This is a genomic window from Pseudonocardia sp. ZF1 (assembly GCF_056835605.1).
Window position 1 is genome coordinate 17281 of the sequence record NZ_JAJNBY010000001.1, and the last position, 13297, is coordinate 30577.

At 74.4% G+C, this 13297-nt stretch carries 14 protein-coding genes; 8 read left to right on the forward strand and 6 right to left on the reverse strand.

Going from position 1 to position 13297, the window contains the following annotated elements; translation table 11 throughout:
• Window positions 1-104 precede the first annotated feature (104 nt).
• The 3 genes from ZF1_RS00085 (at window position 105) to ZF1_RS00095 (ending at window position 3466) form a co-directional block, all read left to right on the forward strand.
• Window positions 105-512: a YciI family protein gene (locus tag ZF1_RS00085; RefSeq protein ID WP_251783304.1), complete on the forward strand. Its 408-nt coding sequence runs from the start codon at window positions 105-107 to the stop codon at window positions 510-512.
• Complete coding sequence (locus ZF1_RS00090) at window positions 509-1675, forward strand: RNA polymerase sigma factor (protein ID WP_482636180.1); 1167 nt, start codon at window positions 509-511, stop codon at window positions 1673-1675. Before ZF1_RS00085 ends, ZF1_RS00090 begins: the two co-directional genes overlap by 4 nt.
• 84 nt (window positions 1676-1759) lie before the next feature.
• On the forward strand, window positions 1760-3466 hold the full coding sequence (locus ZF1_RS00095) for an ATP-binding SpoIIE family protein phosphatase (RefSeq protein ID WP_482636181.1): 1707 nt from the start codon (window positions 1760-1762) through the stop codon (window positions 3464-3466).
• Window positions 3467-3470: 4 nt separating this feature from the next.
• Here the strand turns inward: ZF1_RS00095 and ZF1_RS00100 are convergent, their stop codons facing one another.
• Complete coding sequence (locus ZF1_RS00100) at window positions 3471-3665, reverse strand: hypothetical protein (RefSeq protein WP_482636182.1); 195 nt, start codon at window positions 3663-3665, stop codon at window positions 3471-3473.
• 22 nt (window positions 3666-3687) lie between these two features.
• Window positions 3688-4635 (reverse strand): calcium/sodium antiporter, encoded by a 948-nt coding sequence (locus ZF1_RS00105; protein ID WP_482636183.1) that lies wholly within the window; start codon window positions 4633-4635, stop codon window positions 3688-3690.
• Window positions 4636-4748: 113 nt separating this feature from the next.
• Here ZF1_RS00105 and ZF1_RS00110 point away from each other — a divergent pair, with 113 nt between their 5' ends.
• On the forward strand, window positions 4749-6197 hold the full coding sequence (locus ZF1_RS00110) for a flavin-containing monooxygenase (RefSeq protein ID WP_405420677.1): 1449 nt from the start codon (window positions 4749-4751) through the stop codon (window positions 6195-6197).
• On the opposite strand, the gene ZF1_RS00115 is transcribed toward ZF1_RS00110, so the two are convergent.
• Window positions 6173-6637, reverse strand: a complete 465-nt coding sequence (locus tag ZF1_RS00115) for an STAS domain-containing protein (protein WP_482636184.1) — start codon at window positions 6635-6637, stop codon at window positions 6173-6175. The genes ZF1_RS00110 and ZF1_RS00115 overlap by 25 nt on opposite strands.
• Window positions 6638-6806: 169 nt before the next feature.
• Here ZF1_RS00115 and deoC point away from each other — a divergent pair, with 169 nt between their 5' ends.
• Together deoC and ZF1_RS00125 are read left to right on the forward strand one after the other, a co-directional pair.
• Entirely contained in the window at window positions 6807-7529 is a 723-nt protein-coding gene (gene deoC, locus ZF1_RS00120) for a deoxyribose-phosphate aldolase (protein WP_482636185.1), read from the forward strand.
• Window positions 7530-7609: 80 nt separating this feature from the next.
• Window positions 7610-9205 carry a hypothetical protein gene (locus tag ZF1_RS00125; protein WP_482636186.1) on the forward strand — a complete coding sequence of 532 codons (1596 nt, stop codon included), beginning with the start codon at window positions 7610-7612 and terminating at the stop codon, window positions 9203-9205.
• 115 nt (window positions 9206-9320) lie between these two features.
• On the opposite strand, the gene ZF1_RS00130 is transcribed toward ZF1_RS00125, so the two are convergent.
• The 3 genes from ZF1_RS00130 to ZF1_RS00140 all read right to left on the reverse strand — a co-directional run bounded on the left by ZF1_RS00130 (window position 9321) and on the right by ZF1_RS00140 (window position 11201).
• Window positions 9321-9707, reverse strand: coding sequence for a hypothetical protein (locus ZF1_RS00130; RefSeq protein ID WP_482636187.1), 387 nt, complete (start codon window positions 9705-9707; stop codon window positions 9321-9323).
• 112 nt (window positions 9708-9819) lie between these two features.
• Entirely contained in the window at window positions 9820-10188 is a 369-nt protein-coding gene (locus ZF1_RS00135) for a hypothetical protein (RefSeq protein ID WP_476653230.1), read from the reverse strand.
• A gap of 407 nt (window positions 10189-10595) precedes the next feature.
• Window positions 10596-11201 (reverse strand): TetR/AcrR family transcriptional regulator, encoded by a 606-nt coding sequence (locus ZF1_RS00140; protein ID WP_482636188.1) that lies wholly within the window; start codon window positions 11199-11201, stop codon window positions 10596-10598.
• A 98-nt stretch (window positions 11202-11299) separates the two neighbouring features.
• Here ZF1_RS00140 and ZF1_RS00145 point away from each other — a divergent pair, with 98 nt between their 5' ends.
• Together ZF1_RS00145 and ZF1_RS00150 are read left to right on the forward strand one after the other, a co-directional pair.
• Window positions 11300-11830: an SCP2 sterol-binding domain-containing protein gene (locus tag ZF1_RS00145; protein ID WP_208820423.1), complete on the forward strand. Its 531-nt coding sequence runs from the start codon at window positions 11300-11302 to the stop codon at window positions 11828-11830.
• Window positions 11831-11862: 32 nt separating this feature from the next.
• Entirely contained in the window at window positions 11863-13071 is a 1209-nt protein-coding gene (locus ZF1_RS00150; protein WP_208820421.1) for an acyl-CoA dehydrogenase family protein, read from the forward strand.
• The last annotated feature ends 226 nt before the right edge of the window (window positions 13072-13297 follow it).

The following is a 13297-nucleotide window of genomic DNA, read 5'->3' on the forward strand; positions in this document are numbered from 1 at the left end:
GGTAGGAGAAAAATCGAGCGGACATGTCGAGAACGCGCGTCCGGTTCCGTCCCCGGGGTGAACGCGGCCAGGATGGGCCGCGACGAGCACCGAGGAGACCCACCATGGCCAAGTACCTGCTGCTCAAGCACTACCGCGGCGCCCCGGCCCCGAAGAACGACGTCCCGATGGACCGCTGGGCTCCCGAGGAGGTCACCGCGCACATCCGCTTCATGCAGGACTTCGCCGAGTCCCTGAAGGAGACCGGCGAGTTCGTCGACGCCCAGGCGCTGGCGCCGGAGGGCACCTTCGTCCGCTACGACGGCGAGGGCCGCCCGCCGGTCACCGACGGTCCGTTCGCGGAGACCAAGGACCTCGTCGCCGGCTGGATGATCGTCGACGTCGACAGCTACGAGCGGGCCGTCGAGCTGACCGGTGGGCTGTCGGCGGCCCCCGGCGCCGGTGGGGAGCCGATCCACGAGTGGATCGAGCTGCGCCCGTTCCTCGAGGCCCCGCCGACCGTCACGGAGTGAGCGGCGAGGTGGCCGGCGCCGACGCCGCGCTGCTGCGCGGCCTCGTCCCGGAGGTACTGGGGATCCTCGGCCGCCGCGGTGCGGACTTCGCGGCGGCCGAGGACGCCGTGCAGGACGCGCTCGTCGAGGCCCTGCGGACCTGGCCCGCGGACCCGCCGCGGGACCCGAAGGGCTGGCTCGTGACGGTGGCCTGGCGCCGCTTCCTCGACGCCACCCGGTCGGAGACCGCGCGTCGTGGCCGGGAGGAACGGGCCGAGGCCGAGCCGGCGCCCGGCCCGGCGCCGGACCGCGACGACGCGCTCGAGCTGTACTTCCTGTGCGCGCACCCGTCGCTGTCGCCGTCGTCGGCGGTCGCGCTCACCCTGCGCGCGGTCGGCGGGCTCACCACCCGGCAGATCGCCGCGGCCTACCTGGTGCCCGAGGCGACGATGGCGCAGCGGATCAGCCGCGCCAAACGCACCGTCGCGGGGGAGCGGTTCGACCGCCCCGGCGACGTCGCGACCGTCCTGCGGGTGCTCTACCTGGTGTTCAACGAGGGCTACTCCGGCGACGTCGACCTCGCCGCCGAGGCGATCCGGCTGACCCGGCGCCTCGCGGCGTCGGTCGACCATCCCGAGGTCGCGGGCCTGCTCGCGCTGATGCTGCTGCACCACGCCCGACGCGCCGCCCGCACCGGCCCGGCAGGCGAGCTGGTGCCGCTGGCCGAGCAGGACCGCGGCCGCTGGGACATCGCCCTGATCACCGAGGGGGTGGCGGTGCTGCAGGCCGCGCTGGCCCGCGACCGGCTGGGGGAGTTCCAGGCCCAGGCGGCCGTCGCCGCCCTGCACGCCGACGCGCCGGCCGCCGGGGAGACCGACTGGCCCCAGATCGTCGAGTGGTACGACGAGCTGGTCCGGCTCACCGGCAGCCCGGTCGCCCGGCTGAACCGGGCGGTCGCCGTCGGGGAGGCCGACGGGCCACGGGCCGGGCTGGCGGCCCTCGCCGATCTCGACCCGGCGCTGCCCCGCTGGACCGCGGTCAGCGCCCACCTGCACGAGCGGGCGGGGGAGCGGGCCACGGCCGCGCGTCTCTATGCCGAGGCCGCGGCACTGGCGTCCTCCACGGCCGAACGGGACCACCTGACCCGGTGTGCCGCCCGTCTCCACACCGGATCGGCGGGCTGAACCGCATCGTCACAATTGACGATCACCCGGCCTCCGAGGCACACCGACAGGACGCCGGCGCGCAGCGGTGCAAGGATCATGCGAATGAGCCTGGTGTCGGATCCCGTTGCGGTCGCGGCACCGTCGCCGCTGACGTCGCCGGCACGGCTGGCCGCGGTCCGGGCCACCCAGCTGCTCGACACCGGGCCGGACGAGGCGTTCAACCGCCTGACCCGGCTGGTCTCGGTGGTCCTCGGCACCCCGGCGGTCATGCTGACCGTCGTCGACGAGGTCCGGACCTTCCTCAAGGGCACGCCCGAGCCCGCGCAGATCGTCGGGCCGGACGGCGTCTGGTCGGCGCCCGTCGAGGACAGCGGGTGCAAGGTCGTCATCGAGTCGGGCGGCGAGATCTGCGCCGGTGACGTGCGGGCCGACCCACGGCTGCGCGACCTCTCGCTGATGACCGACTTCGGTGCGGCCGCCTGGCTCGGCGTGCCGGTGCGCGACCCCGCGGGCCAGGTCGTGGGCAACCTCTGCGCGATGGACGTGGTCGTCCGTGACTGGACCCCGCTGCACCGCGAGACGATCCGCACCCTGGCCGACGCCGTCGAGGGCGAGATCGCGCTGCGTCTGGCCCTGCGCGAGACCGAGCGGCAGGCGGTCGCCGCCGCCCGCGACGCCGCCGAGATCGAGACGCTGGCCCGGACGCTGCAGGAGTCGCTGCTGCCCGCGCAGCCCCCGCGGCTGCCCGGGGTCGACATCGCGGCCCGCTTCCTGCCCGGCGGCTCCGGCGTGGAGGTCATGGGCGACTTCTACGACGCCGTCCCCACCCCGGACGGCGTCGCCGTGGTGATCGGCGACGTCCAGGGCAAGGGCGCCGGCGCCGCCCGGACGACCGCGCTGGCCCGCTCGGCCACCCGCACCGCCGCGCACTTCGAGAACGACCCGGCCGCCGTGCTGCGCACCGTCAACGACGTCCTGCACGTCTGGTTCGACGGCCGCACCAGCTTCGTCACCGCCGCGCTCGCGTCGCTGCGCCGCGGGCCCTCCGACACCTGGCATGCCGACCTCGCCTCGGCCGGTCACCCGCCCGCCCTCGTGCGACGGGCCGACGGCACCGCGGAGTTCCACGGCGGCGGCGGGCTGGTCCTCGGCATCGGCACCACCCCGATGGTGGCCGACGAGGCTGTCACCCTCGCCGCGGGCGACAGCCTGGTGCTCTACACCGACGGCATCACCGAGGCGCACGTGCGCGGGCACTGGGAGCAGCTGGGGGAGGAGGGCGCCCGGCGCACGCTGGCCTCGCTCGACCCGGGCGCCGACGCCGACACGATCGCGCGCGCCCTCACCGACGCCGCCCTCGCGCACTGCGGCGGTCACCTCAGCGACGACGCCGGGGTGGTCGTCGTGCAGGTCGAGGAGCCCGGCACCGGCGACGTCGACCGGGTCGTCACCGAGCACGTCCCGCACGCCGGGGTCGGCCGGGAGACGCGGCGTTCCGCGGAACGCGTCCTCGTCGGCTGGGACCTCGCTCCCGGCACCCTCGCCGACGCGATGCTGGTCATCGAGGAGCTCGTCGCGAACGTCGTCGACCACGCCCGTACCGCGTTCCGCCTGACCCTGGTCCGGGGCCGGGACGCCCTGCGGATCGAGGTCGACGACGAGGGGGCGGGCGGCCCGCTGCTCCAGCCGATCGACCTGCGGGCGGCGCGTGGGCGCGGCCTGCAGCTCGTCGACGCCGTCGCGCAGTCCTGGGGCTGTGACCCCCGGGGCCGCGGCAAGCGGGTGTGGGCCGAGCTCGCCGCGCGCTGACCCCCTAGGACGCGTCCTCGCGCCAGGTCAGGTCGACCTCCAGCTGCCGGCGACCGTCGGAGGCTGTGCCGGTCGCGGACCGGCGGACCTCCGCGCGGCCGTCGCGCAGGGCGCGGGCGGCGTCCTCCAGGTGCGCGGCGAGGTCGCGCGCCGCGGTCGTCGCGTCGGGCCAGGACCATGCGTCGTCGGATGCGGTCATGCGCCCAGTGTGCGACACCCGCTCACACCCGCGTGAGGACCAACCAGGTCAGATAGGCCGCATAGCCCAGCACCAGCAGTCCGCCCTCGGGCCGCGACAGCCGGGAGCCGGTCCGCATCGCCAGCCCCGTCCCCAGGGTCGCGACGACCAGCAGCACCAGGTCGGCGTCGACGACGTCCGGCGGGACCGCGATCGTCGCGCCGGGTGCGGCGAGCACCGTCGCCCCCAGCACGAGCGCGATGTTCAGGACGCTGGACCCGACCAGGTTCCCGACGGCGAGCCCGGTCTCCCGCCGTGCGACGGCGACCAGCATCGTCACCAGCTCGGGCGCCGACGTACCGAGCGCGACGACCGTCAGCCCGATCACCGCCTCGTCGACGCCGAGCACCAGCGCCCCCTGCACCGCGCCGTCGACCAGCCACTCCGCGCCGAGCACGACCAGCGCCAGCGAGACCACCAGCACCAGCAGCTGCACCGGCGGGCCGCCGCGCCCGTCGCCGGCGTCGGCCTCGGCGGTGACGTCCTCGCGCGGGGAGGTGCGCAGCACCAGCACGACGTAGCCGACGGCGGCGAGGAGCAGCACGACCCCGCCGGCCGGGCCGATCGACCCGTCGCGCGACAGGACGAACAGCAGCAGCGCGGCGGCGACCATCGCGGGCAGGTCGAAGCGCAGCGTGCGCCGGTCGAACGCGACCGGTCGCAGCAGCGCGCCCAGACCGAGCACGAGCAGCAGGTTCGCCAGGTTGGTGCCGACGATGTTGCCGGTGGCGATGCCCGGGCTGCCCGAGCGTGCCGCGTCGATGCCGATCGCGAGCTCGGGCAGGCTCGTGCCGACCGAGACGACCGTCAGCCCGATGACCATCGGGGACAGGCCCAGCCGGGTGGCGAGCCTGCTGCCGGACCGGACGAGCAGCTCGGCGCCGACGAGCAGCAGTACGAGACCGCCGACCCCGAGGAGGACCGCCTCCACCGCCGCTACCGCATCCCGCCGGACACCACGGACCCAGCCTCGCCCACCGGGCGCCGCGTGTCGATCTGAGACAGGTCGGTCCGGCGACGTCCCGGATCGGCCACGCTGGGCCGGTGGAGGACGAGCACGACGTCGTGGTCGTCGGCGCGGGGGTCGCGGGTCTGTACGCGCTGCACCTGCTGCGCCGGCGCGGTCTGCGGGTGACCTGCGTCGACGCCGCGCCCGAACCCGGCGGGGTGTGGCACCACCAGCGTTTCCCGGGTGCCCGCATCGACACCGAGGGTGCCGCCTACCAGTACCTGTTCTCCGACGAGCTGTACCGCGACTGGGGGTGGAGCGAGCGCTTCCCGGCCGGCTACGAGGTGCTGCGCTGGCTGCGGTTCGTCGTCGACCGGCTCGACCTGCACCGCGACCTGCGACTGTCCACACCGGTCACCGCCGCCCGCTGGGACGGCGGCCGCTGGCGGATCCGCACCGGCGACGACGAGCTGTCCGCGCGGTTCCTGGTCCGCTGCACGGGGTCGTTCACCGCGCCCCGCACCGACGCCGTCCCCGGCCGGTCGGACTTCACCGGGCCGGTCGTCCACACCGGAGCGTGGCCGGCCGGGGGACCCCGGCTCGACGGGCTGCGGGTCGGCGTCGTCGGCTGCGGGCCGAGCGCGGTCCAGCTGGTCCCGGCCCTGGCCGGGCGGGTCGGCCGGCTCACCGTCCTGGCCCGGACCCCGCGGTTCGTGCTGCCCGCGGCCAACCCGATGTTCGGCTGGCCGGAGCGCGCGGCCTACCGCGACCGGTTGCCCGCGATGCGCGAGGCGGTTCGGTCCACACCGTCCGGCACCGGACACCCGTCTGTCCACAGAGGACTCCACAGTCTGGGGACGGTCCACGACGAGGACCCGCTGGCGCTGCACCCGGCCCGGCTCGCCGGACTCGCGTCCGACCCGGCACTGCGGGCCGCGGCGGCCGCCGTCGTCCGGGACCGGATGCGGGCGCGGCTGGGCGACGACCGCCTCGCGGCGGCGCTGGTCCCGGAGGGCGACGACTACGGCCTGCGGCCCGTCGCGACCGACCAGGGGTGGCTGGAGTCCTTCCACCGCGACGACGTCGAGGTGCTCCCCGTCGCCCGGAACCCGGTCACGCGGATCCGGCCGGAGGGGGTCGGGCTGGCCGACGGGACCGTCGTCGGGCTGGACGCGATCGTGCTGGCCACCGGGTTCGACACGGGCGCGACCCGGGCCGGGATCGACGTCGTCGGCCGCGACGGGCGGCGGCTGGGCACCGGGCCGGGCCTGTTCGGGATGGCGCACCCCGGCTTCCCGAACCTGTTCGCGCCGCTGGCGCCGACCCTCGGGTACGGCAACGACGCGGCCTGCCTGCAGGGGCAGGTCGAGTGGGTCGACCGGGCGATCGGCGCCCTCGACGCCGACGGCCTGTCGACGATCGAGGCGCTGTCGTGCGCGGCGGAGCCGGTCGCGCCCTACGCGGTGCCCGGCGGGGTCGCGGGCGTACTACGCGCCTGCGACGACGAGGCCGCCGCGGGCTACCCGTCGTTCGAGCGGCGCTGACCGTCCAGGCGGACGTCCGGGTCCGGTACGCCGAACAGCATGTTCCGCGACGAGGCCGGTTCCTCGGGGATCCGGTCGACGACGTCGAACAGGTCCATCGCGCCGGTCACCTGGAGTGCGCGTCGGGCGGGACGGCTCGAACCGCAGTACACCCGGAGCCGTTTGCCCTCGGCGCCCAGCATGTCGCGCGACTGGAGCAGCGAGTTCAGCCCCGCCGTCCCCAGGAAGTCCACGCCGGTCAGGTCGAGGATGAGTTCGGGACCCGCCTCGGACCAGATGCCCATCTCGACCCACAGGTCGGGGGAGGTGTCGTCGTCGATGGAGCCGATCGCGTGCAGCACGGTGGCGCCCGCCGGGTGGCTGGACTGCTCGAAGCGCAGCGTCGGCCCGGGAGCGGCGGCCTGCGTGGCATCCGGCACGGAGCGGTCGTCGTCCGCCATGGTCGGGAACCCCCTTCGGCCACCGGGATCACCGGTACGTCCGAGCAGCATTGCAGCGGGTGGCCGTCACCGCATGTGCTGATCGGCGGCGCCCCGGGCGCGTAGCCTTCGCACCCGACCGCCGACCACCCGCGGGGGCGATCCTCCCGCCGGGACCCGAAGGACCACCGTGAGCGCTACGACCCTCTCCGCCGCCGCGATCGCCGGGATGATCGACCACGCGATCCTCAAGCCAGAGCTGACCCGCACCGAGGTCGACGCCCAGCTCGACCTCGCCGCCCGCTACCGCATCTTCAGCGTGTGCGTACGCCCGTCCGACGTCGCGCACGCCGCCGCCCGGCTCGCGGGGACCGGCGTCGCCGTCGGCACCGTGATCGGCTTCCCGCACGGCACGACCAGCACCGCGGCCAAGGTCGCCGAGGCGCGGCAGGCGATCGCCGACGGCGCCGCCGAGCTGGACATGGTGCTGAACGTCGGCCGGCTGCGGAGCGGCCTGACCGACGACGTCGAGGCCGACATCGCCGCCGTCGTCGGGGCCGCCGACGGCCGCGTCGTGAAGGTGATCCTGGAGACCGCGCTGCTGTCCGACGACGACGTGGTCGCCGGCTGCCGGGCCGCCGAGTCGGCGGGCGCGGCGTTCGTGAAGACCTCCACCGGCTTCGCCGGCGGCGGTGCCACGCCCGAGCAGCTCGCGCTCATGCGCGCCACCGTCGGACCGCAGGTCCAGGTCAAGGCCTCCGGTGGGGTCCGGGACCTCTACACCGTGCTGGCCTTCCACGCCGCGGGTGTCACCCGCTTCGGCACCAGCGGTACGGCCACGATCCTCGACGACGCCGCGGCCCGCGACGCCGGCGGCGACGCGGCGGCCCGGGTGGACGACGCGTCGTACTGAGGGAGCTACCGAGCGGTACACCGGGCCGCCGGATCTGCGAAGCTGACCGAGCACGTTCCCGTGAGCCCCGGAGGAGACCGATGGCGAAGCAGCCCCTCCCGAGCTCCTGGTCGCCCGCGGGCGTCACCGGGACCCTGATCGGCGCCGCCCTCGGCACGGTCGGCGCGGCCGTGGAGATCGGCCGCCGGCTGCCCGGCTGGCTGGCCGATGCCCCGCGCGCGGTCGAGGCGATGCCGTCGGTCGCGGCCGACGTCGCCGCGCTGCCGCGGCGCATCGCCGGTGTCGACGCCGCCCTGACCGGCCTCGCCCCGGTGCTCGACGACGTGCTCGGCCGGGTCGTGACGCTGTGGGACGACCCGGTGACCGTCGAGCGGATCGACCGGCTGACCGCGGCCGTGGTCGAGCTGGCCGGGGCCGCCGGACCACTGCGCGAGCTGGCCGGTGCCCGCGACGACCTGCACCAGCTCGCCGGGCTGCGCGAGGACCTGCACCAGCTGGCCGGCGTGCGCGAGGACCTGCACGAGCTGGCCGGGGTCCGGGAGGACCTGCACGAGCTGGCTGCGGTGCGCGGGGACCTGCACGAGCTGGCGGGGATGCGGGAGGACCTGCGGGAGCTGGCCGCGGTGCGGGGCGACCTGCACGAGCTCGCCGCCGCGGTCGGGCCGCTGCGGGAGCTGGGCGGGGCGGTGGCCTCGCTGCAGGAGCTGGCGGGGGCCGTCGAGGCGCTGCGGGAGCTGGCCGCGGCCGTGGGTCCGTTGTCGGAACTCGCCGGCGCGGTCGAGGCGCTGCGGGAGCTCGCCACCGCCGTCGGTCCGCTGACCGAGCTGGGCACGGCGGTCGAGCCGCTGCGCGAGCTCAGCACCGCCGTGGGTCCGCTGTCGGAGCTGGCGGGCGCCGTGGAGTCGCTGCGGGAGCTCGGCGCGGCCGTCGGTCCCTTGTCCGAGCTGGCCGCGGTCCGGGACGACCTGCACGAGCTGGCCGGTGCCGCGGCGCCGCTGCGCGAGCTGGCCCCCGCCGCGGGCGACCTGGCTGCGCTGGCGGGGGCGGTCACCTCGCTGCAGCGCCTCGCCGACGCCGTCGCCCCGCTCCAGGAGCTCGCCGCCACCCGCGCCGACCTGGCGCAGCTCGCCGGCGCCGTCGAGCCGCTGCGGGAGCTGGCCTCGGCCCGCGAGCACCTGGAGAGCCTGACCGGTGCCGTGCCCGCGGTGCACGAGCTGGCCGCGACCCGGGCCGACCTCGCGCGGCTCGCCCAGGCGGTCGGACCGCTGGAGGAGCTGGCCCGCACCCCCGGCGACCTCGCCGCCCTCGCGGGCGCGGTGGAGCCGCTGCGGGTGCTCGCCACCGTGCGCGAGGACCTTGCGACGCTGGCCGCCGCCACCGGCGACCAGGGCGCCGTCCGGCGGATCGCCGCGGCCGTCGCGGACGCCGACGCGGAGGGGACCCCGCGGCTGGCGGCGCTGGACGTCAACCTCGCGCAGGCCGCGAGCCAGTTGACCGCCGTCGCCCCGGACCTGCGGTCGGTCGCGGCCCGGATCGACGCGCTCGACCGGCAGATCGGGGTGCTGGCGGACGCGCTCGCGCCGCTGCAGGGCACCACCGAGCGGATCGGCCGCATCGTCGACCGGCTGCCGGACCGCACCCGGCGCCTGGTCACCCGTCCGGCGACGGAGGGCTGAGCGCCACCACCCGGCCGGCAGGCGCGCCCCGGACACACGAACGGGCCGGCCCGCCCGTCCGCGGACCGGCCCGTTCGCCGGAGAAGCCGGGCTGTGCCCCCGGACCTCGGGTGTCTCAGGACTGGTCGGCGACCTGGTCCAGGACGGTCTTCTGGGCCTGCTCGGAGGAGGCCTTGTTGCCCTGCTCGTTCGACGAGTCGATCGAGTTGTCCTGCACGATCTCCTGGCCGGAGCCGCCGCGGACGTCCTCGTTCGCGAAGTCGCTCAGCGAGGCGATGCCGTCGACGTTCGCCGCCGGGTTCGCCTGGGTCACCGGGGCGCCGTTGGCGTTGCCCTGGGTGCTCTCCGACGACTGGGTGCCGGTGGCCGAACCCGCGGTCTCCTGGGTGCTGGTCTCGCTGCGGTTGCCGCGCTCGTGGTCGGCGAAGGCCATGCCGGCCGCACCGATGGTCATGGGGACGGCGAGCGCCGCGGCGGCGGCGATGCGGAAGGACTTGCGCATGGGGAACGATCCTCTCGGGGAAGGGTCCCGGCCGACCCGGTCGTAGGGGCCGGCACGGGCGGTAGGCGCCGGAGCGGGTGGGTTGTGCCCGGCGGCCGGGGACGACGGCGGATCAGCCCGCGAGGCCGGCGATCTGCTCGACGACGGTCTTCTGGGCCTGCTCGGTGGAGGCCGTGTTGCCCTGCTCGTTCGAGGAGTCGATCGAGTTGTCCTGGACGATCTGCTGTCCGGACCCCTCACCGCCGTCGTAGTCCTCGTTGGCGAAGTCGCTCAGGCCGAGGACGTCGCTCACGTTCAGCGCCGGGTTCGCCTGGGTGACCGGGGCGAACGAGCTGTTGCCCTGCTCGGTGGCGGCACCCTGCTCGGACGATGCGGTGGCCTCGGAAGCCTGGCCCTGATCGACGGTGTCGTCGGCGAAGGCCATCCCGGCCGCACCGAGGGTCATCGGGACGGCGATGGCGGCGGCGGCCAGAGTACGCACGGACTGACGCATGGAATGCGTTCCCTTCATGTGTTCACTGCTGTCGGCTGCACGCCCCGGAATTCGGGGGACGTACTGCGAAAAAAGGTAACCGGCGTTCTCCCGTAATGCGCGCCGACACCGGGTGACGTCATCGACACCCGTCTCGGTGAACCGTTGACGATGTGTCACACGTAGCGATCCGGCTCTGCCGGACAGTAAGCGATCTTGCCTCTGAGCTGCTGGGACATTGGATCCGCGATATCACCCCTTCGAGTGACATCCGACTCGCATCTGCTCTGCGAATAACGCGCGCGAATGCCGTTGCGCGCGGACACGGCGGGGTTACGGTCCGATTTCCCTCTCTTGTGGTGATGATCGTGACCCGGTGATCAATTTCACGACGATCGATTTCCCGGCGGAAGGAACTACGAGCGCAGCAGGGCCAGCCCCGGCCACACCAGCGCCATCAGCGTCGAGGCGAGGTCGTCGGGGTCCCCGCCGTCGCCGGCCCAGTCGGCCAGACCCTCGGCCGCACCCGCCAGCGCCGCCGCGATCGGGGTGGTGACCGTCGCGGGGTCGACCCCCTCGGGGGCGACCAGCTCGGCGGCCAGCAGCTGTGCTACCCGGTCGACGATGCGGGTGCGCGCCGCGTGCACCTCGTCCGCGAGTGCCCCGGTGCGGGCCTGGCGGTAGAGCACCGACCAGCCGTCGCGGTGGGTGGTCACGCTGGCGAAGAACGCCCGGAGTCCGCGGTGCAGGCGCACCTCGGCGTCGGCCGGTGCCCCGGCGGCGGCGCCGGAGACCGACTCCAGCAGCCGGTCGGACTCGCGGCGGATGCACCGCCGCAGCAGCTCCTCCTTCGAGCCCCCGCCGTGCGTGTAGACCATCGGCTTCGACAGCCCCGCCTCGTCGGCGACGGTGTCCATCGACGCGTCGTGGAACCCGTCCCGGGAGAACACGCGCACCGCCGCGTCGAGGACCTGCTTCTCGCGCTGCGCGGCAGGGAGCCTGCGGCGGGGTGGGGGTGCCATCTCGACAGCTTAGCTACTGCTGCGTAAAGTACGCCCCGTCCGAGCCGGTACGGCGAGTACCGGACACTTGTGTGAACCACGGCGAGGTGGAGCGAGCGATGGCCGACACGGTCGACATCAACGAGCTGGGTCGCAGCGTCGACCCGAAGTCCCTGTCCGACGAGCAGCTGATCTCCACCCTCGGCACGGCCCTGCGTGACGGGAACGCGAAGGACGTCGACCCGTCGCTGTTCGCTCGCCTGGTCAAGACCGCGTCGAAGCAGCAGCTGGCGACCGTGATGTCCTCCGAGGTCCGCCGGCCGGTCCTGGAGGCGATCTTCGGCCGGATGAGCGAGTTCTACTCGTCGAAGGGGGCCTCCGGGAACCGGCAGGTCGTGCACTGGCACATCAAGGACGGCTCGACGACCGACAGCTTCCAGACCGTGATGCAGAACGGGACCTGCACCGTCACCGAGGGCACCGACGAGGAGGCCCGGACCGCGCTGACCATGCCGGGCACCGAGTTCCTCAAGGTCGCCACGAACAACGCCAACCCGGTGACCCTGTTCATGACGCGCAAGCTCAAGGTCTCCGGCGACGTCGGCTTCGCGACCGCCCTGCAGAAGATGTTCCAGATCCCGTCCGCCTGACGAGAACCGCGACCGACCAGCGGAGAGCTGAGATGACTTCCTTCGAACTGTCCGAGGAGCACCGCGAGCTGCAGGAGTGGGTGCACGGCTTCGCCGCCGACGTCGTACGCCCGGCCGCCGCCGAGTGGGACGAGCGCGAGGAGACCCCGTGGCCGATCCTGCAGGAGGCCGCGAAGATCGAGCTCTACAACTTCGAGACCCTCGCCTCCTTCTGGGGTGACGAGACCGGCCTGTCCATGCCGCTGGTCAACGAGGAGCTCTTCTGGGGCGACGGCGGCATCGGCATGGCGATCTTCGGCACCACCCTCGCGGTGGCCGGCATCTTCGCCTCCGGCACGCCCGAGCAGATGGTCGAGTTCATCCCGCAGTGCTACGGCGACGCCTCCGAGCCGCAGGTCGGCGCGTTCTGCTCGTCCGAGCCCGAGGCCGGCTCGGACGTCTCGGCGATGCGTACCCGCGCCGTCTACGACGAGGCGAAGGACGAGTGGACCCTCACCGGCCAGAAGGCCTGGGCCACCAACGGCGGCATCGCGAACATCCACGTGGTGCAGGCCGTCGTCGACGCAGACCTGGGCAGCAAGGGCCAGGCCGCGTTCGTCGTCCCGCCGAACACCCCCGGCCTGGAGTCCACCCGCAAGATCAAGAAGATGGGTCTGCGCGCGTCGCACACCGCGGACGTCTTCCTCGACGACGTGAAGCTCCCCGGCTCCTGCCTGCTCGGCGGCAAGGAGAAGCTCGACGAGCGGCTCGCCCGCGCCCGGTCGGGGGAGAGGTCGAAGGGCTCGGCCGCGATGCAGACCTTCGAGCTGTCCCGCCCGACGGTCGGCTCGCAGGCGATCGGCATCGCCCGCGCCGCCTACGAGTACGCGCTGGAGTACGCCAAGGACCGCGTCGCCTTCGGCCGTCCGATCATCGAGAACCAGTCGATCTCGTTCATGCTCGCGGACATGAAGACCGAGATCGACGCCGCCCGGCTGCTCGTGCACCGGGCCGCGTGGATGGGCCGCAACAACGTCCCGTTCACCGCGGGCGAGGGGTCGATGTCCAAGCTCAAGGCCGGCCGGGTCGCGGTGTGGACCACCGAGCGCGCCATCCAGATCCTCGGCGGTGCGGGCTACTCGCGCGAGCACCCGGTGGAGCGGATGCACCGCGACTCGAAGATCTACGACATCTTCGAGGGCACCGAGCAGATCCAGCAGCTCGTCATCGCCCGCGCGATCTCCGGGAAGCACCTGGCGTGACCCCGGCGGGCCGGTCCGCTGCGACGGTCAGCGGGCCGGCCTCGCCGGGCGGGGCGTGGCTCCCGCCGCGGGCGACGCGCCGCTCTTCCGGGACGCCGCGGCGGCCGCCTCGCCGGCCGTCGTCCGGGCTCCGGCCCGTCCGCCGGAGGCGCACCCGTTCGTCGTCGGACCGACGAGAACGCGTCACCGCAGGCCGCCGCCCTCGTTCACCGATCGAGAAGATCGA